20 protein-coding genes are annotated in these 19,559 nt (G+C 49.6%); 10 read left to right on the top strand and 10 right to left on the bottom strand.

The features are described from left to right. Positions 1-34 precede the first annotated feature (34 nt). The 10 genes from gatA to HZ996_03340 are packed head-to-tail and all read right to left on the bottom strand — an operon-like array spanning position 35 to position 10,521. Positions 35-1,474 carry an Asp-tRNA(Asn)/Glu-tRNA(Gln) amidotransferase subunit GatA gene (gatA, locus tag HZ996_03295; GenBank protein ID QTN38202.1) on the bottom strand — a complete coding sequence of 480 codons (1,440 nt, stop codon included), beginning with the start codon at positions 1,472-1,474 and terminating at the stop codon, positions 35-37. A 3-nt stretch (positions 1,475-1,477) separates the two neighbouring features. Next, on the bottom strand, positions 1,478-1,669 hold the full coding sequence (locus HZ996_03300) for a twin-arginine translocase TatA/TatE family subunit (GenBank protein QTN38203.1): 192 nt from the start codon (positions 1,667-1,669) through the stop codon (positions 1,478-1,480). 46 nt (positions 1,670-1,715) lie between these two features. Continuing rightward, positions 1,716-2,684: a threonylcarbamoyl-AMP synthase gene (locus HZ996_03305; GenBank protein QTN38204.1), complete on the bottom strand. Its 969-nt coding sequence runs from the start codon at positions 2,682-2,684 to the stop codon at positions 1,716-1,718. After that, positions 2,684-3,157 carry a GNAT family N-acetyltransferase gene (locus HZ996_03310; GenBank protein ID QTN38205.1) on the bottom strand — a complete coding sequence of 158 codons (474 nt, stop codon included), beginning with the start codon at positions 3,155-3,157 and terminating at the stop codon, positions 2,684-2,686. The genes HZ996_03305 and HZ996_03310 overlap by 1 nt, the downstream gene beginning before the upstream one ends. A gap of 13 nt (positions 3,158-3,170) precedes the next feature. Beyond that, complete coding sequence (locus HZ996_03315; protein QTN38206.1) at positions 3,171-4,757, bottom strand: aldehyde dehydrogenase family protein; 1,587 nt, start codon at positions 4,755-4,757, stop codon at positions 3,171-3,173. 37 nt (positions 4,758-4,794) lie between these two features. Next, positions 4,795-5,616, bottom strand: a complete 822-nt coding sequence (locus HZ996_03320) for a hypothetical protein (GenBank protein ID QTN38207.1) — start codon at positions 5,614-5,616, stop codon at positions 4,795-4,797. Between the two features lie 25 nt (positions 5,617-5,641). Further along, positions 5,642-6,967 carry an RIP metalloprotease RseP gene (gene rseP / locus HZ996_03325; GenBank protein QTN38208.1) on the bottom strand — a complete coding sequence of 442 codons (1,326 nt, stop codon included), beginning with the start codon at positions 6,965-6,967 and terminating at the stop codon, positions 5,642-5,644. Between the two features lie 30 nt (positions 6,968-6,997). Beyond that, entirely contained in the window at positions 6,998-8,158 is a 1,161-nt protein-coding gene (locus HZ996_03330) for a 1-deoxy-D-xylulose-5-phosphate reductoisomerase (protein ID QTN38209.1), read from the bottom strand. After that, the gene (locus tag HZ996_03335; GenBank protein QTN38210.1) at positions 8,152-9,645 is read right to left on the bottom strand and encodes a GH3 auxin-responsive promoter family protein; all 1,494 of its coding nucleotides are present in this window, start codon (positions 9,643-9,645) and stop codon (positions 8,152-8,154) included. The genes HZ996_03330 and HZ996_03335 overlap by 7 nt, the downstream gene beginning before the upstream one ends. Continuing rightward, positions 9,646-10,521: a M23 family metallopeptidase gene (locus tag HZ996_03340; GenBank protein QTN38211.1), complete on the bottom strand. Its 876-nt coding sequence runs from the start codon at positions 10,519-10,521 to the stop codon at positions 9,646-9,648. It lies immediately after the preceding gene. A gap of 100 nt (positions 10,522-10,621) precedes the next feature. Between HZ996_03340 and HZ996_03345 the strand changes: the two genes are divergently transcribed. The 10 genes from HZ996_03345 (at position 10,622) to atpG (ending at position 19,528) form a co-directional block, all read left to right on the top strand. Next, positions 10,622-13,258, top strand: coding sequence for a tetratricopeptide repeat protein (locus HZ996_03345; GenBank protein QTN38212.1), 2,637 nt, complete (start codon positions 10,622-10,624; stop codon positions 13,256-13,258). An 86-nt stretch (positions 13,259-13,344) separates the two neighbouring features. Continuing rightward, positions 13,345-13,761 carry a polymer-forming cytoskeletal protein gene (locus HZ996_03350; GenBank protein ID QTN38213.1) on the top strand — a complete coding sequence of 139 codons (417 nt, stop codon included), beginning with the start codon at positions 13,345-13,347 and terminating at the stop codon, positions 13,759-13,761. 22 nt (positions 13,762-13,783) lie between these two features. After that, complete coding sequence (locus HZ996_03355) at positions 13,784-13,960, top strand: AtpZ/AtpI family protein (protein ID QTN38214.1); 177 nt, start codon at positions 13,784-13,786, stop codon at positions 13,958-13,960. A gap of 64 nt (positions 13,961-14,024) precedes the next feature. After that, entirely contained in the window at positions 14,025-14,333 is a 309-nt protein-coding gene (locus HZ996_03360; GenBank protein QTN38215.1) for a hypothetical protein, read from the top strand. Between the two features lie 107 nt (positions 14,334-14,440). Continuing rightward, positions 14,441-15,682 carry a F0F1 ATP synthase subunit A gene (gene atpB, locus HZ996_03365; protein ID QTN38216.1) on the top strand — a complete coding sequence of 414 codons (1,242 nt, stop codon included), beginning with the start codon at positions 14,441-14,443 and terminating at the stop codon, positions 15,680-15,682. Between the two features lie 37 nt (positions 15,683-15,719). Beyond that, entirely contained in the window at positions 15,720-15,923 is a 204-nt protein-coding gene (gene atpE / locus HZ996_03370) for an ATP synthase F0 subunit C (protein ID QTN38217.1), read from the top strand. Between the two features lie 92 nt (positions 15,924-16,015). Next, positions 16,016-16,510 carry a F0F1 ATP synthase subunit B gene (locus HZ996_03375; protein ID QTN38218.1) on the top strand — a complete coding sequence of 165 codons (495 nt, stop codon included), beginning with the start codon at positions 16,016-16,018 and terminating at the stop codon, positions 16,508-16,510. An 8-nt stretch (positions 16,511-16,518) separates the two neighbouring features. Continuing rightward, entirely contained in the window at positions 16,519-17,076 is a 558-nt protein-coding gene (gene atpH, locus HZ996_03380; protein QTN38219.1) for an ATP synthase F1 subunit delta, read from the top strand. 1 nt (position 17,077) lies between these two features. Beyond that, entirely contained in the window at positions 17,078-18,658 is a 1,581-nt protein-coding gene (locus tag HZ996_03385; GenBank protein QTN38220.1) for a F0F1 ATP synthase subunit alpha, read from the top strand. A gap of 12 nt (positions 18,659-18,670) precedes the next feature. After that, positions 18,671-19,528 carry an ATP synthase F1 subunit gamma gene (atpG, locus tag HZ996_03390; GenBank protein ID QTN38221.1) on the top strand — a complete coding sequence of 286 codons (858 nt, stop codon included), beginning with the start codon at positions 18,671-18,673 and terminating at the stop codon, positions 19,526-19,528. Positions 19,529-19,559: the final 31 nt, after the last annotated feature.

Below are 19,559 nucleotides of genomic sequence, written 5' to 3' on the forward strand. Positions count from 1 at the left end.
TGAAGACCGCAGTACCCGACCGGGCACTACTTATTCACGCCCGCTTGTTCATTAGCTCTGCACTGAACGCCAATAGACTAGCGTCTTCCTTTCGGCCCCCGGTAAAGTGCAGGCCAAAAGGCAATCCTTCCGAGGTGTGACCCAAGGGTAGGCTAACGGCAGGGTTGCCTCCCAAGTTCGCTTGAACCGTGAAGATATCCTCCAAATACATGGTGGTTGGATCATCGTAGGTCTTGCCAATCTCGAACGCCGCATGCGGTGTTGTTGGAGACATCAAGAGATCATAGTCCTTCAGAAGTGCATCGGTCTGTTCGCGAATCAAGCGACGCACCTTTTGCGCTTTACCGTAGTAGGCATCGTAAAAGCCTGAGCTAAGCACAAAGGTTCCGAGCATGATTCGGCGCTTCACTTCCTCGCCAAAGCCCTCGGTACGTGAACGCTTATAGGTCGGCTCCAATCCCTCCGCTTCGGCGTTTCGATAGCCAAAATGAACGCCATCGTACCGGGCCAAATTACTCGAAGCTTCCGCCGTTGTGAGGATGTAATAGGTCGGCACCAAGTAGCTCAAAAGCGGAAAGTTTACTTCTTCCACAACATGACCTTCCGAGCGCAATCGCTCAATTTCGGCTTCTGTTGCTGCCTTGACTTCGGGGTCTAATCCTTCGGCATTCAAAGCTTCCGCGATATAGCCGATTTTCTTTTGGCCCTCACGGGCCGATGCGCCCTCAGCCACAGCTTCAGAAAAAGCCGGTACCGGCTCTTGTGAGGCCGTGCTGTCGTAGGCGTCAGGGCCACCCATGATTTCTAGAATCAAGGCTGCGTCCTCAACGCTCTTGGTCATAGGCCCAATTTGATCAAAGCTGGACGCGTAGGCGATAAGTCCGTGGCGCGATACGGTTCCATAGGTCGGTTTATACCCCACGATTCCCGTAAAGGAAGCCGGTTGTCGAATGGACCCTCCCGTATCACTCCCAAGTGCGGCGTGACAGAGGTCCGCAGCTACAGCCGCAGCTGAACCACCAGAAGATCCTCCCGGTACGCAATTTGTATCCTTGGGGTTGCGCACAGCCCCGTAGGCGCTGTTCTCGTTGGACGATCCCATGGCAAATTCATCGCAGTTCAATCGGCCAATAATGATGGCATCTTCAGCGAGCAATCGATCGACGACCGTTGCGCTGAACAGGCTCTCAAATCCATCTAATATTTTGGATGCTGCACCGACTCGGTGGCCCTTGTAGACGATGTTGTCTTTGAGTCCAAGAATGAGTCCGGCTAAACGACCCGCACTGCCGTCCTGCATTCGGCGTTGAACCTCATCGGCCCGTTGGAGGGCCTCCTCACCATACACCTCCAAAAAGGCGTTCAACTCGGCATGATGTTCAATGCGAGCGAGGTAGGCATTCACTAAATCAGGGAGGGTCAGGACCCCTTTTCCAAGGTCTGACTGGATCTGCGCGAGCGTGCTATAAGCCATCGATCAGTCTTTGATCTCTTTCTTGTCGTTGTCGTCGTCTTCTTTTGTGGCGTCTTTGAATTCCTTGATACCACTTCCCAGTCCGCGCATCAATTCCGGGATCTTACGACCACCAAAAAGAAGCACCACTACGATCACGATCAAGGCAATTTGCCAAGGGCCTACAAAGCCCGCTAATACCGTCAAACTTGACATAAGGTCTTACTTTAAAGTATCACAAAGGTACAAAGTTGTGCCGTACTCACGACGCTCCTGCTGCTGCCCGTTTGAGTCGGTCATTCATGGCCCGTCCTAGCCAGGAATCCGGCATGGGCTCGGCAATGATGAGCTCTACTCCCGCCTCATCCATGGCCCTAAGAGCCGCAAAAAGGCCTTGGGCGGCCTTGTTCAGGTTTCCGTCCGGAGCCAATTCCGCGACTTGAAGGTGATCTGGTGTCCCTGAGGGCCGCTTGAGACAGATCAAACCCGCCGACTTGGCCTTAAGGGCCAAATCCTGGCCTTCGGACCACGGCATCAAATGCACCGGCATTCCGGGAGCATAGTGTGCACTCAACATGCCCGGAGCCTCGGGGCGCGAACTGCTGGTTCGTACAGCCTTAACCTTCTCGCCCAAGGCCTCTTCAAGTTCTTCCAAGGCCAAGCCTCCCAGGCGCAACACCACGGGTTGATCCCCTTCAAAGCTCACAATGGTCGACTCCAAGCCAATGGCACATGGCCCTCCATCCAGGATGTAGGGGATGCGTTCGCCGAGTTGATTTTCTACGTGTTCAGCCGTTGTCGGGCTCACATAGCCAAAAGGGTTCGCTGAAGGCGCCGCCAATGGGAAATCCAGGGCTTGGAGAAGATCTTGAGCCATCGGGTGGCGAGGAATGCGAATCCCCACGGTCGGGTGGCCGCTGGTTACCAAATCTGGCACATTCGGGCGCTTTGGTAAGATCATGGTCAAAGGCCCCGGCGTAAATGCTTTTGCTAGTTCCAAAGCCGCGCGCGGAACCTGGTCCACATAGGCGCTGGCTCTATCGAAATCGGCGCAGTGCACAATCAAAGGGTCAAAGCTGGGTCGTTGTTTGGCCTCGAAAATGCGAAGTACTGCATCTTCATCCAGCGCATTTCCAGCCAGGCCATAAACCGTCTCAGTGGGCATGGCCACGAGCTCGCCCTTATTTAGGTGCTCAGCGGCTTTTAGAATGTCCGTTCCTATTGTGGCCATTACAGTTCTTTCATCATCCAGACATCGCACCCTCCGTGTCCTGTATCGCCAAAGGGTTGCGTCCTGGGAGACCATCCGTAATCCCGGTAAAGGTGTTTGGCGGCGTCCATAGTCTCCAAGGTTTCCAGGTAGCAATAGCGGTATCCAAAGGCCCGGGCATCTACTAAGCATTGCTCGATCATACGTCTGCCCCATCCCCGACCTCGGGCCGCTTCAGCAAAGTACATTTTCTTGAGCTCGCAGTACTCTGAAGGTGCCCCTTCCAGAGGGCCAATTCCACCGCCTCCAACGATTGCGCCATCCAGCTCCAGAACGTAGTACCGGCTTCCTTTAGACGAATACGCTTCGTGCATATCATCGAGCTCGGGGTCCACATAGGCAAAGCCTTCTCGATTGGCCCCAAATGATTCGAGCACCTCGCGTACAACGGCGCGAAGTGCTCGATTATCTTTGGATTGGATCGGGCGAATCAAGGTACCCTTACTTTTACAGGTCGAATTTGATGCCCTGTGCTAAAGGCAATTCCGTGCTGTAGTTGATGGTATTGGTCTGACGGCGCATGTATACTTTCCATGCGTCAGATCCAGACTCGCGACCGCCTCCGGTTTCTTTTTCTCCACCGAATGCTCCTCCGATTTCAGCACCAGAAGTACCGATGTTGACGTTGGCGATTCCACAATCAGATCCCGCCACACTCAAGAAACGCTCAGCCTCGCGAATATTCGTAGTCATGATGGCCGATGAAAGCCCTTGAACAACACCGTTCTGAAGAGCAATCGCGTCTTCTACATCTCCGCTGTACTTAATCAAATACAGGATTGGAGCAAAGGTCTCGTGTTGTACAATTTGATAGTGATTTTCCACTTCGGCAATGACCGGCTTCACATAGCATCCGCTTTCGTAGCCTTCTCCTTGCATCACTCCACCTTCAACCAAGATACTTCCGCCTTCTTGTTTCACTTGTTGAACCGCGTTCAAGTATTGCTCCACGGCGCCGGTGTCAATGAGTGGTCCCATGTGGAATTTCTCGTCCAATGGGTTTCCGATTTTCACTTGCCCATAGGCCTTGGTCAATTTCTCTTTCACCTCATCGTACACGTCCTCGTGGATGATCAAACGGCGTGTACTGGTACAGCGCTGTCCTGCGGTACCCACGGCTCCAAACAAGGCGCCGATAATGGTCATGTCCAAGTCGGCATTTGGCGTAATGATGATGGCGTTGTTACCTCCAAGCTCCAATAAGGAGCGACCCAAACGAGCAGCTACGGCTTGAGCAACAATCTTACCCATGCGGATAGATCCCGTCGCGCTCACCAACGGAACACGTTTATCGGCGGTCATCATCTCTCCTACTTTGTAGTCTCCGTTGACCAAGCAGCTAATGCCTTCTGGTAGATCATTTTCCCGGGCGACCTCCTCCCAAATCTTTTGACAGGCTACACCGCAAAGAGGTGCTTTTTCAGAAGGTTTCCAGACGCAAACGTCTCCACAAACCCAAGCCAAAGCCGTGTTCCAGCACCAAACGGCAACAGGGAAGTTGAATGCGGAAATAATGCCAACAATTCCAAGGGCGTGGTACTGCTCATACATGCGGTGTCCTGGACGCTCACTGTGCATCGTGAGTCCGTGCAATTGACGAGAAAGACCTACGGCAAAATCGCAGATGTCAATCATCTCCTGAACCTCTCCCAAACCTTCTTGGTAGGATTTACCCATCTCATAGCTGACGAGCTTTCCCAATGCGCTCTTCTTCTCGCGAAGCTTCTCACCGAACTGACGTACAATTTCACCGCGTTTAGGGGCGGGCATGTGACGCCACGATTTAAACGCTTCTTCTGCCGAGACAATCACTCGATTGTAATCCGCTTCTGAAGTTGTAGAAACGCGGGCGATCAAGGCTCCATCTACAGGAGAAAAGCTCTCGATAGACGGGCCACTTCCGAAGTACTCGGATCCTGTTGACACGCCGTGGTTGTCCGCGTCAAGGCCTAATTCACGAAGGGCCATTTGAATGCCAAATTCACGCTGAATGTTGTTGGCGATATCTTTGATTTTGTCGGTCAATTCTGACATGATGTAGATACTTAATGTAGTGAGAGTGCAAAGTTAATCAATCCGTGGGCGTTCGGGCAGGAACTTTAGATACAAATCCATCGGTCAACCCTCCGAAATAGCCTCGGGTAATTTGGTTAACGTCATTCACGCTGCTGGGAAAGGTGGTGGTGAGCACACCTCCATCCAATCGCTTTCCGTCCGCGCGAATCAAATCGTAATGCACCCGTATTTCACGGTTATAAATCTTGTTTTGAAAATCAATACAATCATCGAAGCGCGTGTCGATTTCAAATTGATTCAGAAAGAGAAAGACCTCTATTCCATAGGCCTCGGCCAATTCCTGAAGCTCCGTGGAGTCCCTAAAGGTCACTTTCATATACGTTCCTTCCTCATCAGCGGCAGGCATTGCTCTCTGCTCTTCGGAGCCAAAAAGACCCTGTTCTATTTCCGGTTCTTCGGATTTTTCCTTCTTCTTTTTGAAGGGGTTCTTGATCTTCTTTTGCTCTTCTTCCTCTGCTTCTTCTAGCGCCCTCAGATGCGCAGGGGTAAAAGCATAAGAATAGCGCGTATTCCGATAAAGTTGCTGCAAATCTCCCTCGGCACGGTCCGAAGTGTCGCGCAATAAACTGTGATCCCCATATTGCTCTTGCAGACGAACGGCGAAGCTGATGTCCAAGCCCAAGCGGAATCGGCTGCGAATGGCATCGTAGTTCATTTCACTCGCTTCGGCGATCTCCCGGTCGCTATCGCTTAAGTACATGGTCGGTGGAAAAGGAACGATCATCAGCCCAGAATAGAGGCTGTCGTTTTGATTCTCTTGGCCTACGGCCCGATGCGTCAGCACCGCCAACAAAAGCAGTGGAAGGATATGCTTCATGAGGTCTCGATTTACGAAGACCAAATTAGCGGAATAACTTCAGAATATCGTTCCCGTTGGCGAAGATCAGTAAGGCGAGAAGAATCACAAAACCAACCATTTGCGCATACTCGAGCACCTTCTCTGACGGCTTACGCCCCGTCAGCATCTCCCACAAGACAAAGACCACGTGGCCACCGTCTAGTGCTGGAATCGGCAGGATGTTCAAGAAGGCCAACATGATGCTCAAAAAGGCCGTGAAGTTCCAGAAGTACTGCCAATCCCAAGTGCTTGGGAATTGGTTACCAATCGTCAAGAATCCGCCGACAGATTTGTAGGCTTCTGTCTCTGTGTCAAAGATGATTTTGAACTGGCGAATGTAGTTCGACAGGGTAGAGGCAGCTCGGTTGTATCCGGCAGGAATGGACTCGAAAAATCCGTATTTCTTGGTTTCCACCTCAAAGAAGTCGGCATATGCTCCACCAGGGTAAACCCCAATTTTTCCGTGTTCCGGGACATCGATATCCACCAACACACGTTCCCCATCGCGCTCCGCCATCAAGCTGATGGTCTGCCCGGCATAGGTAGGGATGCTGTCGATGTACTCATCGAAGAACGACAATGGGCGACCGTTTAGTCCAATCAGTCGGTCTCCCTCTTTCAAGCCTGCTTCAGCGGCTACACTGGTGTCTGTAAAGGCACCTACTACATATGGAATGCGGGGCGAAATAAAGCCCGGATCATTGATGAGGTTTTTGACATCCGTGGACGAAACGGTGAGATCGATTCGCTGTCCGTTGCGGTCCACGGTAATTCCCTCTGCGCCCAAAACCAGTTCCATGGCAATGTGGTTGAAGTTCTCAACTTCATTGCCGTTGACCAAGAGGACTTGATCGCCGTTCTGTAAACCGATGGCCTCACCAGTCGAGTCCACTGCAATACCATTTGTGACGTTTTTGGTCGGCAAATACTGCTCTCCCCAATACGCCAAAACTCCTGCATAGATGACGATTCCGAGAATTACATTGACGGTAACCCCGCCAATCATGATGATCAGTCGCTGCCAAGCCGGCTTAGATCGAAACTCCCAAGGTTGTGGGGGCTGCTTCATTTGTTCCTTGTCCATGCTCTCGTCGATCATCCCCGAGATCTTGACGTAACCGCCAAGGGGGAGCCAACCGATACCGTATTCGGTATCTCCAACCTTCTTCTTGAAGATCGAGAACCAAGGGTCGAAAAAGAGGTAGAACTTTTCTACACGTGTCTTAAAGAGTTTGGCGGGGATAAAGTGACCGAGCTCATGCAGTACAATGAGCAGGGAGAGGCTCAAAAAGAACTGAGCCGCTTTGACCAATATATCGGTGATTTCCATGTTTCGTGTTCCTGAAGGGTGACAAAGGTACTAGTTTATGAGTTCCGCAGCGATGCGCCGTGCTTCGGCGTCTGAGGCCACGTAATCCTCATAATTTGGCTTTTCCTTAAACGTCGCTTTGGCCATTGTAGTTTCAATGACATCCGACATTTGCAAAAAGCCCACGCGGTCTTCCAAGAAGGCCGCCACAGCAATTTCATTGGCGGCGTTCAAAATACAGGGCATGTTTCCTCCGCGATCCAAGCTGGCAAAGGCCAATCCTAGGTTCCTGAAGGTCTCCATGTCCGGTTTTTCAAAAGTGAGGTTCGGGTAGTCGAGAAAATCGAACCGCGGAAAGCTGTTTTGCAAACGGTTCGGATAGCCCATGGCGTATTGGATGGGCAACTTCATGTCGGGAAGCCCCAGTTGGGCCTTCATACTTCCGTCTTCGAATTGCACGAGGGAATGTACAATGCTCTGGGCGTGAACGATGACGTCAATTTGATCGGGCCGTAGGCCAAAAAGCCATTTGGCTTCCATCACCTCTAGGCCTTTATTCATCAAACTCGCGCTGTCAATGGTCACCTTGGCACCCATGTCCCAGTTCGGGTGCTTCAAGGCTTGGGCCTTGGTGACGTGCAACAATTCATCCCGGCTTTTTCCGCGGAAAGGCCCGCCCGAAGCCGTCAATACAATCTTCTCAATAGGGTTGTGAAACTCGCCGACCAAGCATTGGAAAATGGCGCTGTGTTCGGAATCCACAGGCAATAGGGGAACGCGTTTGCGCGCGGCCGCTTCCGTGACCAGTTCTCCTGCAACAACCAGAGTCTCTTTATTGGCCAAGGCGATGGGTTTCCCAGCTTCTATGGCGCTGAGGGTCGGGGCTAAACCACTGTAGCCCACAAGAGCCGTCAACACGAGGTCAACCGTTTCCATTTGAACCACATCGCGCAGAGCCTCCTTGCCACCATAAACCTTGATGCCCAGGTCAAATAGGGCGTCATTCACCTTCTCGTACCGGGTCTCATCGGCGATAACGACCGCATTGGGGCGATACTTTTGAGCCTGCTCAATCAGCAGCGCATCATTGGCATTTGCCGTGAGCACTTCCACCTCGAATTGATCGGGCTGTTCGCTGACCACTTCTAATGCTTGGGTCCCGATAGATCCAGTAGACCCAAGAATGGCCAATCTCTTCTTTTCCATTACCATGAAAATTCGCTGAGCTTATCCGCAATTTTGCGGTCATTACTCAAGCGTGAAACTTTGTTTTGTCCGCCCAATCGTCCTACCGATTTCATGTAGGCTTTGAATCCGCCCGGCTTTATAGGCGTGATGACGAGTGGTCGGAGCACTTTACCCTTAATCAAGTCGGCGTAGTAAATGTTCTTCTCTTGCATGACCCGGTCGATGATGGCGGCCATCTCGTCCAAGTTCGTCGGGACCTCATCCATTTCCATGAGCCATTCATGGTAAGGTAGGCCCTCTTCAGGATTGACCTGTGGTGCTACCGTGAACTCGTTGATTTGAATGCCCGTGTCTGCGGTGGCCACTTTCAAGGCCGCTTCGACTTCGCTGGCAATTACGTGCTCCCCAAAGGCCGAGGTGTAATGCTTGATGCGGCCGCTGACAATGATTCGATAAGGATCTGTGCTGACGAATTGAACAGTGTCCCCAATGTTGTACCCCCAAAGACCCGCATTGGTCGACATGATCAGGGCGTAATTGACCCCAACCTCGACTTCTTCAATCGACAAGCGGGGAGGATCGTCGTCATAGAATCGATCGGCCGGAATAAACTCATAGAAAATGCCCTGCTTCAGTAGCAACAAAAGGCCAGGTTCGGTCTGTGAGTCTTGATAAGCGATGAACCCTTCCGAAGCGGGATATAATTCGACGGTATCAATCGAAGCACCGATCATCTCTTCAAACTTCGCGCGATACGGTTCATAAGCCACGCCTCCATTCACGAAAAGTGAAAAGTTGGGCCAGATATCCTTGATCTTCTTACCTGTGCGTTCCTGAACTTTTTCGAAGTACATCAGCATCCAACTAGGGATTCCGCTGATGAGCCGCATGTCTTCGGGAAGAGTCTCGTCCACAATGGCGCTCACCTTGGTTTCCCAGTCTTCAATACAATTGGTTTCCCAACTTGGCATTCGATTGCGCTGAAGGTATTTTGGAACGTAATGCGCGACAATTCCACTCAATCGGCCCAGCTTGATGCCGCTGTCTTCATCCAAGACCGGCGAGCCTTGAAGAAAAATCATCTTGCCGTCGATGAAGGTGGTGTTCCCCGATTCATGCACATAGTGAAGAAGCGCATTCCTCGCCGCTTCGACGTGGAAGGGCATGCTTTCTTTGGAAATGGGAATGTATTTAGCACCGCTGGTGGTCCCTGAGGTTTTGGCGAAATAGAGTGGCAATCCCCGCCACAAAACGTCTTGTTCGCCTTGTCGAATTCGTTCGACGTAGGGCTTTAGGTCTTCGTAATCACGAACCGGTACACGTTCCTTGAAGTCTTGGTACGTCTGGATGTTGCCAAAATCATGGTCCTGACCAAAGGCCGTATTTTCCGCTCCTTTGATGAGCTGCTCAAAGACGGCGCGCTGACTTGCAAAGGGCGCCTTCGCCCACCGATTGGTTTGCTTGACGGCGTAGGCCGCAAATGGCTTGGCAAGTAGGGCTTTTAAACTCATTTAGAATACAATATAGCTTTCTGGATCGACGGCTATTCCATTGTTCCAAAGTTCAAAGTGAAGATGGGGTCCTGTTGATAAGTGCCCAGAGTTACCGATGATGGCCACGGCTTCGCCAGCCTGAACAACTTCACCCTGTCCTTTGAGCAATACACTGTTGTGCTTGTAGACAGAGATCAATCCACCGACGTGCTGAATAGCCATGACATAACCCTCGTCGCTGGACCAGGTCGCCAACAAGACCGTTCCTTCCAGAACGGCTAAAATGGGTTCGTTTTCCGCGGCTACAATATCGATTGCGAAGTGATCTGTGGATGGGTCGAAACGACCAGAAACCACCCCTTTGATGGGTGAAAAGAAGGTCAAGTTGGTCAAGTCCCCACTTTCCCGAACGCCGTCTTCAAAGATGTTGTACCGTTCTTCCTGAGCAACGCGCTCACGCAGCGCGCTGTCTTCAGGAGACGGGGGCATTTCAATACTGTCGTTTCCACTGGCTTCAACAACTTCCGCTGTATCGTATTCCGGAAGGTTTCCGCTGATCACCCCGTTAATAATGTCCACGTATCGCTCTTGATTGGCAATCACTCGCCTCAAAGAATCAGTCAAGACCGCATTGTCCATGGCTTGTCTTCTCAGGGAGGTGGAGCTATAACCAGGAATGTATTCGCGAAGCGGGGTAAAAGCAATCAGGATAATGGTCAGAGCAATCAGGGTAATAACGCTGAGACCCGTTGCCACAAAGACATTCAACCGCGACAATCTAAAGGACAACTTCTCTTCAAAAGTGTCATCGTTCAGGATAACCAAGCGGTACTTGTTCTTGAGTCGCTCGATCCAAGGCCGGATTTCTTCATTCTTATCCTTGCTCTTTGCCATTTGGCAAATATCGCAATCTGTGCAGAAGAGCGGCGGATCTCGTTGAATAATAATAAATTTGCGGCCCCGCAGTTAAGTAAAGGAAATTGACCCTGCTGACTTGAAGATCAAGCACCACATAAAATTCATTGCACCCCTTGTTTTCGCCCTTGTTCTCGTGGCCTGCTCCACGGAAAAGGACAAGTTCGTGAATCGCGAGTACCACAAGTTGACCGCTCACTACAACGGATACTTCAACGGAAATGAAAGTTTTCGGGAGGGAGTGGAGAAGTTGGAGAACTCCGTCATCGACGATTACGAAAACGTACTTCCGGTATATGTTCTCGGAGCGCCTGAAGATGCCAAGATGATCTATTCCCAAATGGATCGGGCCATTGAAAAGGCCACAGTGGTGATTCGTCGTCACTCCATGGTGATCAAAGGGGAAGAGAAGAACCAATGGATTGATGACAATTACTTACTCATTGGTAAAGCCCGGTTCTACAAGCAGGATTATTTAGCTGCTCTTGAGGCCTTCAATTATGTGGCGCTTCAATTTCCAGGTGGATCCTTATACCACGAATCCATGTGGTGGGCAGCTCGTAGCTACTTGGCCATGGGCAACTACTCTCAGGCCATTTACACCTTGGAGGTTTTGGAGACGACTGGAAAAGTGCCGAATGACTTAAAGTCGGAGGTCCACGCCATCTACGCCCAGATCCATGCGGAGCAGGAAGAATACGAATACGCCATTGAACAGCTCACGCGGGCCATCAGTCAAAGCAAAAGCAAAGAGCGTAAATCGCGGTACACATTCATACTCGGTCAACTCTACGAGAAAAACGGTCAGTGCAACAGGGCAATTCAGTACTATGCTGAAGTCCTTCGCATGAAAGCGCCGTACGTTATGGAGTTTCAATCGCAAATTCGGCGCGCTTTGTGCATCAGTGGTTATCGAAGAAATGCCGCTCCATTAATCGAGGCTCTAGAAGAGCTCGCTCAGGACGAAAAGAACCTGGAATACTTAGATCAAATCTATTTTGCTCTCGCTGAAATTGCGTGGGAAATGGGAGAGGATGAAAAGGCCAAGGAGAATTACAGTCTTTCTGCCTACTACAGCACGTCCAACAACACCCAAAAGGCGAAGAGTTACTTGCGGCTGGCAGAAATCACCTTTGACGAGGGCAATTATCGTGTAGCACAAGCCTACTACGACAGTACGATGACGGTTTTACCGACGACTTTCGATCGATACGAGGAGGTAAAACAGCTTGCAGAAAACCTAGATGAATTGGTCGGCTACGTTTTGACCATTGAGGAGAATGACAGCCTCTTGCGTTTGGGACGTATGAAGCCAGGTGACCGAGAGGCGGCCATTGATAAGTACTTGGCCAAACTCAAGGAGGAAGACCGGAAAAGAGAGCAAGAAGCAAGACAGGGGTTCAATGCTTCTATGCGGATGCAGCAGGACAACTTCAACCGAAATGAGGGGTCCACGACCAAAGGGAACTGGTACTTCTACAATCCTTCAACCGTAAGCCTTGGGCGGACAGAGTTTCAGCGTATTTGGGGTAGACGCCGTTTAGAAGACAATTGGCGGCGCTCCAACAAGCAGTCGTTCAGTTCAGATGAATTTGAAGAAGAGTTTGGCGACACCATAACGGTGACTATTGGAGACAGCACCTTTAGAGCATATAAGTACGACCGCAGCATCTACGTGGCTCAACTTCCGACGACCCAAGAGGAGCAAGACTCACTCGACGCCCTGAATATCGAGGCGTTCTTCGGTCTATCGCTACTTTACAAGGAGAAACTCTTCGATTATCCAAAGGCGGCCGAGACCTTTGAACGCCTGCTCGATCGTTACCCGGAAAACAAATACCGCATTCAGGAATACTTCTACTTATTCCGATTGTACACGGATCTTGAAGAGCCGGAAAAGGCGGCCAAGTACAAACAGTTGCTCATTGAACTGGATCCCAACAGCGACTTTGCAAAGATCCTCCAAGACCCGTCCTATGCAGACCGTCTAGAGGAGGAAAGAAACCGATCGACAGCGGCGTACGCTTCTTGTTATGCTGAATTCGAAAAAGGGCGTTTTACCACCTGCGCTAAAAAATGTGAGGCAAACCTCAAGTTGTTTGAAGGAGATCCACTTGAGCCTAAGTTTGCCTTTTTGAGGGCTATGGCCAACGGAAAGCGCAGCGAAGCCAAGCTGGTAGAAGAAATGAAAACGGTTTACGAGAAGTATCCCTTTTCTGAGGAGGGTCAAGAAGCACAGAGGATTGTGGCCTTCTATACCGGCGAAACCGAAGAGGTCGTTGCTCAGAAGGAAGAGTCCGATTCCGTTGCGAATTACCTCGCAGAAGAAGCTAAGAAGTTCACTTCTTCCAAAGACGATAGTCACTTCTACATCATCGTCTTTCCGGCAGAAAGCAACAAGGCTAATGAGCTTTCTACCTTCTTGAGTAATTTCAACCAGCAGTACTTCAGTTTGGAAAACCTGAATGTTCGAGGGCTCTTCTTGGATCAAGAGTATCAAATGGTATCTGTTCGCTCCATGAAAGGGGGGGAGAAGGCCATGTCTTATTTCAACGCCATCGAAAAGGAGCCGGATCTCGAGCGCATCCTCACCGGTAGAGAATGGATGCATTTTGTCATCTCTCAGCCTAACTTTGCCATCCTCTTTCAGAACAAAGTCCCCGAAGCTTATGAACTCTTCTTCATGGAGGAATACGGCTTGAAGTCAGGGTTATAAAACCTTGATTTTCCGACGATTCTATGGTCATTATGCCTTAAATACCTACATTTGAGGCCCTTTTTTCGCAAATTATTCGCACTCTAATGTTCGCAAAAGGAAAAGACATGGCTAAAAATCTAGACCCGCAGGCTCCAGCCCGGAACCGAATCGGACCTGAAACCACTATCAAAGGAGATATCATCTCTGACGGAAACTTTCGTATTGACGGAACCCTGGAAGGAAGCATCAATACTAAAGGAAAGGTCGTTGTAGGTGAAAAAGGTTTAATCACCGGGGAAGTCTTCTGCCAAAATGCAGATGTTGAAGGCACCATCAAAGGAAAACTTCAAGTCACCCAATTGCTCGCACTTAAAGCAACAGCAAACATTCACGGAGATATTCTCGTGGATAAATTGAGCATTGAGCCCGGCGCCAACTTTACAGGTACTTGTAAAATGGGAGCTGTGGTAAAAGACTTGAAAGATGCCGAGCGCAAAGAAGCCGCAGAACAATCGGCTTAAGAAATGGGCAAGGTACAGCGGCATGGCCATCGAAATGATGAGCGTAATTGCCGTAGGTAGTTTTGCCGGATACAAAATAGATGAGCGTCGTGGAGCGGAATTCCCGCTTTGGACGCTCATTTTGTCTTTAACCAGTGTCCTTGCTGCCCTTTACTTAATCATTAGAAACGTGATGCGCGATAGCCAAGATGAAGAATAGTTGGAAACCCGCCCTGATCTTTGTGGTCGCGGTCCCTTTGATTTATTTAATACAGTCCCTAACCATGGACCTTTTCCCTGAGGCATGGCAAATGAAGCCACTGTGGCCAACCTACGCCTTTTTGGTCATCTTGTATGAGGTTGTGTTTGTATTCCTCGTCTGGTTGGAACGAAAACACCCACAGCAACTGGGTTTTGGCTTCCTCGGTGGTGGAGTGGTCAAAATGATGGCAGTGGTTATTTACCTGCTTCCGGGACTCTTAAATGACGCTCCCGACATCAAGGCTCGAGTGGTCCACACCATGATTCCTTATTTCCTGTTTTTGACGCTGGAAACGACCCTGATCTTCCGTCGAATTCGCAGCGTTGTTTGATTCGCTTTCAACAGGTGTTAATAAGTTCGAATATTGGCTTTCATATTCGACTTTTATACCTATTTTTGCAGCGATTTTTGAAGCAGGTATTTACTGAGTTCACGACGATGCGAAATCATTCATTTCGAGCCTTTTTACTGATTACTGCGGCACTTCTATTCTCCGTCAATATTGCCGCGGCCCAAGATCACCACGATGCTGATTCTTCAGCACACACTGAAGCACACGCAACTTCACATGACGGCGAGCACTCTGAAGAGCATTCAGAAAGCCATGACGGAGACCACAGTGATGCTCACTCTGAGGAGCATGAAGCCGGACACGGAGAAAGTCACAGTGAGGATCACGGCGAAGAGAAGGAATTCAATGCCACAGAGGTAATCATGCACCACATTGCGGATGCCCACGGTTTTCATATCATTGATTACAACGGACATCCCATCAGCATGCCGTTGCCGGTCATTCTCTGGACGGATAACGGACTCATGATTTTCTCCTCGAGCGAATTTCATCACGACACAGAAGGGCATCACGTCGTTGAATTTGCGGGACAACGTTTTGTCAACCTCCACGAAAAAATCTACTACGCCAGCGAAGAGCCTAATGCTCACGGTCAGTACGTAGATATGGATGCCGATCACAATGTTGCGAATGCCGCTCCATTAGATTTCTCCATTACTAAGAATGTATTCAGCATGATGCTCTCTATGGTAATCATCTTCTGGTTATTCTTGGGTACGGCTAAATTCTACAAGAAAAACGGCGCTGCTGCACCGAAGGGAATGGCCAAATTCTTAGAGCCCTTAATCGTGTTTGTGCGCGACGACATTGCCCGACCCAACATCGGTGAAAAAGACTACAAGCGCTACATGCCTTATTTGTTGACCCTGTTCTTCTTTATCTGGATCAACAACCTCATCGGGCTCATTCCGTTCTTCCCGTTTAGCGCGAACTACACGGGAAACATCGCCCTCACGATGACCTTGGCGGTCTTCACTTTGCTGATCACCAACTTCAGCGGTAAAAAATATTACTGGAAACACATTTTGACTCCACCGGTACCTGTTGCCTTGTGGCCTATTATGATTCCAGTGGAACTGATTGGAATTCTATCGAAGCCTTTCGCGTTGATGGTTCGTCTCTTTGCCAACATTACGGCAGGGCACATCATCATTCTGAGCTTGGTTTCATTGATTTTCATTTTTGACACGGTGTTGATTTCTCCTGTCTCCGTAGCGTTCGTGTTGTTCATGAATGTATTGGAGCTGTTGGTTGCTGCGTTGCAGGCGTACATCTTCACCTTGCTCTCTGCACTGTTCATTGGAATGGCCGTAGAAGAGCACCATTGATAGAGGAACGATTTACTAACTATAATTTAAGTTCATTATGACTGGATTAGCTGCATTAGGTGCTGGATTGGCCGTTATCGGAGCCGGTTTGGGTATCGGACGTGTAGGTGGACAAGCGATGGATGCTATCGCTCGTCAACCAGAAGCTACCTCAAAGATTCAAACTGCGATGATTATTGCTGCTGCACTTGTTGAAGGTGTTGCTCTTTTCGCGGTGGTTGTTTCCTTGTTGGTTGCCTAATCACATTAGCACAGGATCATCGGTTGAACAGGGATTGCCTGCAGCCGATGATCTTTCCTCAAAAAAGAACGCATAGTTAATTACACACGAGCATGGATTTAGTAACCCCAGGATTTGGATTAGTTTTTTGGACGACACTTTCGTTCCTAATCCTCTTATTCCTTCTCCGCAAGTTTGCTTGGAAACCTATTTTGACCGCGGTTAACGATCGCGAACAGTCTATTGAAGAGGCCTTGACCGAAGCGCAAAAAGCGCGCGAGGAAATGGCGAACCTGAAAGCAGACAACGAACGTATTTTGAAAGAAGCGCGTGCTGAGCGCGACCAAATGTTGAAAGAGGCGAGAGAAATTCGCGACAACATGGTTGAGGAGTCTAAGCAAAAAGCAAAAGACGAAGCCGAGAAGATCTTGGTTCAAGCACGTGAAACCATTGAGAACGAGAAAAAAGCTGCTCTTCACGATTTGCGTAACACTGTAGGTACGCTCGCTATTGAAGTTGCTGAGAAGGTTCTTCGTTCTGAATTGACCAATACAGATAAGTCGAAGGAGTTGGTGGACGACTACCTGAACGACATTTCTTTTAACTAAGCCGTGAAATGAAGCATTCACTGGTAAAACAGCGCTACGCCAAGTCCTTGTTGGACCTCGCTCTCGACCTGAATCAGGTTGAAGAGGTGCATGCAGATATGAAGCACTTGCTCGAGTCTGCATCAGAGAGTCGCGACTTGACCTTGATGTTGCGTAGCCCGATCATCAAGCCAGACGACAAAATCGCTGTCTTGACCAAGGTCTTCGAGAACAAGATGAGCAATTTGTCCATTCAGTTCTTGACCCTTTTGGCCAAGAAGAAACGCGAAGAGTTGTTGCTGGAGATCGCCGACAAATTCCTGAGCCTTTACAAAGAGCACAAGGGAATCAAAACTGCGTACTTGAGTACCGCGCGTCCGTTGAATGACGATGTTCGCGAGCGAGTCATTACTCGTCTGTCCGCAGAAACAGGTGCAGAAGTTGAGCTTAACGAGCTCATCGACGATAGCCTCATTGGAGGTTTTGTCCTACGTATGGACGACAAACAAATTGATGCTAGTATGCGCGGGGCATTGAACAAAATCGCGCGCGAATTCGAAGAAAATCTTTACATAAAAGCGTATTAAGATGGCAGAAATCAATCCTGCTGAAGTATCAGCAATCCTCCGCGAACAACTCGCTGGCCACAAATCAGAGAGCGAGCTGCAAGAAGTGGGAACCGTTCTCCAAGTTGGAGATGGTATTGCCCGTATTTACGGATTGAACCAAGTTCAGTCTGGTGAGCTCGTCGAGTTCGAAAACGGATTGCAGGGAATCGTATTGAACCTGGAAGAAGACAACGTTGGGGTTGTATTGCTCGGACCTTCTACTGACATCCGTGAAGGTAGTGTTGCCAAGCGTACCGGACGTATTGCTTCTGTAAACGTAGGTGAAGGTTTGTTGGGCCGCGTAGTAGACGGTTTGGGTAACCCAATTGACGGTAAAGGGCCTGTTGAAGGTGACCTTTACGAGATGCCGATTGAGCGAAAAGCTCCTGGTGTAATCTATCGTCAACCGGTAAACGAACCTCTTCAAACTGGTGTGAAAGCGATTGACTCCATGATTCCTATTGGACGTGGACAGCGTGAGTTGATTATTGGTGACCGTCAAACCGGTAAGACTACCGTGGCCATCGATACCATCATCAACCAGAAAGAATTCTACGATCGCGGTGAGCCTGTATTCTGTATCTACGTCGCTGTAGGTCAGAAAGGATCAACAGTTGCTGGTATCGCAAAAACCTTGGAAGAAAAAGGAGCGTTGGATTACACCGTAATTGTTGCGGCGAACGCATCTGACCCTGCTCCAATGCAGTTCTTTGCTCCATTCTCTGGAGCGGCGATTGGAGAGTACTTCCGCGATACAGGACGTCCAGCATTGATCGTATTTGATGACCTTTCAAAACAAGCGGTTGCTTACCGTGAGGTATCCCTCTTGTTGCGTCGTCCTCCAGGTCGTGAGGCCTACCCTGGAGATGTATTCTACTTGCACTCGCGCCTTTTGGAGCGTGCAGCGAAAGTCATCAACGACGACACCATCGCAGCTCAAATGAACGACCTTCCTGAAGTCTTGAAAGACAAAGTAAAAGGTGGCGGTTCCTTGACCGCACTTCCAATTATCGAAACACAAGAAGGAGACGTTTCCGCGTACATTCCAACCAACGTAATTTCCATTACGGACGGTCAGATCTTCTTGGAGAGTAACTTGTTCCTTTCCGGAGTTCGTCCAGCGATTAACGTAGGTATCTCTGTATCTCGTGTAGGAGGTTCTGCTCAGATCAAGGCGATGAAGAAAGTAGCGGGTACCTTGAAATTGGATCAAGCACAGTACCGCGAATTGGAAGCCTTTGCGAAGTTCGGTTCGGACTTGGATGCGGCGACCATGAACGTTATTGAGAAAGGAAAGCGTAACGTAGAGATCTTGAAGCAACCACAGGGGTCGCCTGTTTCTGTAGAGGAGCAGATCGCGATCATCTTCGTGGGAACGAAAGGATTGTTGCGCGATGTACCGGTTGACCAGGTTCGTGAATTCGAAGCTGAGTACACCAGCTTCCTTCGTCAAAAACACCAAGACACTTTGGATCAACTTCGCACGGGAACTTGGAACGATGAGATCCAAGACGTGTTGAAATCAGCTTGTGCTGAATTGACTTCGAAGTACCAATCGTAAAAGTTAACCCCAATGGCTAACCTTAAGGAAATTCGGAATCGCATTGGCTCGGTGAACAGCACCAAGCAGATTACCAGTGCGATGAAGATGGTTTCAGCCGCCAAATTGAAACGCGCTCAGGACGCCATCACACAGATGCGTCCGTACGCCGAAAAGCTCACTGAGATTCTCGGAAACTTGAGCGCCAGTTTGGACACCTCGGAGAACGTATACGCTTCAAAGCGCGACGTCAAAAAGGTGTTGTTGATTCCGGTCAGCTCAAACCGTGGTCTTTGTGGTGCCTTTAACTCAAACGTGTTCAAAGCCGCTCGCGAGTTGGCTGATGAAAAGTACGCCAGTGCACACGTAGAAGTAATGGCCCTCGGAAAGAAAGCCGGTGAGTTGATGCAAAAGCGCGAGTACCGCGTGAACGAAATCAACGTGGCGATCTTTGATAACTTGACCTACGAAGATGCTGGCTCAATCGCGAATCGATTGATGGAAGCCTACGCTTCTGGAGAATACGATGAAATCGTACTTGTATACAACAGCTTCAAGAACGCAGCTTCTCAGATTCTCAAGAAAGAGACCTTCTTGCCCATCGAAATCAATGAAGACGCTTCTTCAACGGCGGACTACATTTTTGAGCCCAACAAAGAGCAAATTGTTGAGCAGTTGATTCCTCAGAGTTTGAGAACTCAACTCTTCAAAGCTCTATTGGATTCGAATGCTTCAGAGCACGGAGCGCGAATGACGGCCATGCACAAAGCAACCGACAACGCAACCGAGCTCAGCAAAGAGCTGAAGTTGACCTACAACAAGTTGCGTCAAGCTTCGATCACCAACGAGATCTTGGAGATTGTGGGTGGTGCGGAAGCATTGAACGGATAAAAACATCGCGCCGTAGGCGCAATACCCAATC

It is taken from the genome of Cryomorphaceae bacterium, from assembly GCA_017798125.1.
In the GTDB taxonomy this organism is placed as follows: domain Bacteria; phylum Bacteroidota; class Bacteroidia; order Flavobacteriales; family ECT2AJA-044; genus ECT2AJA-044.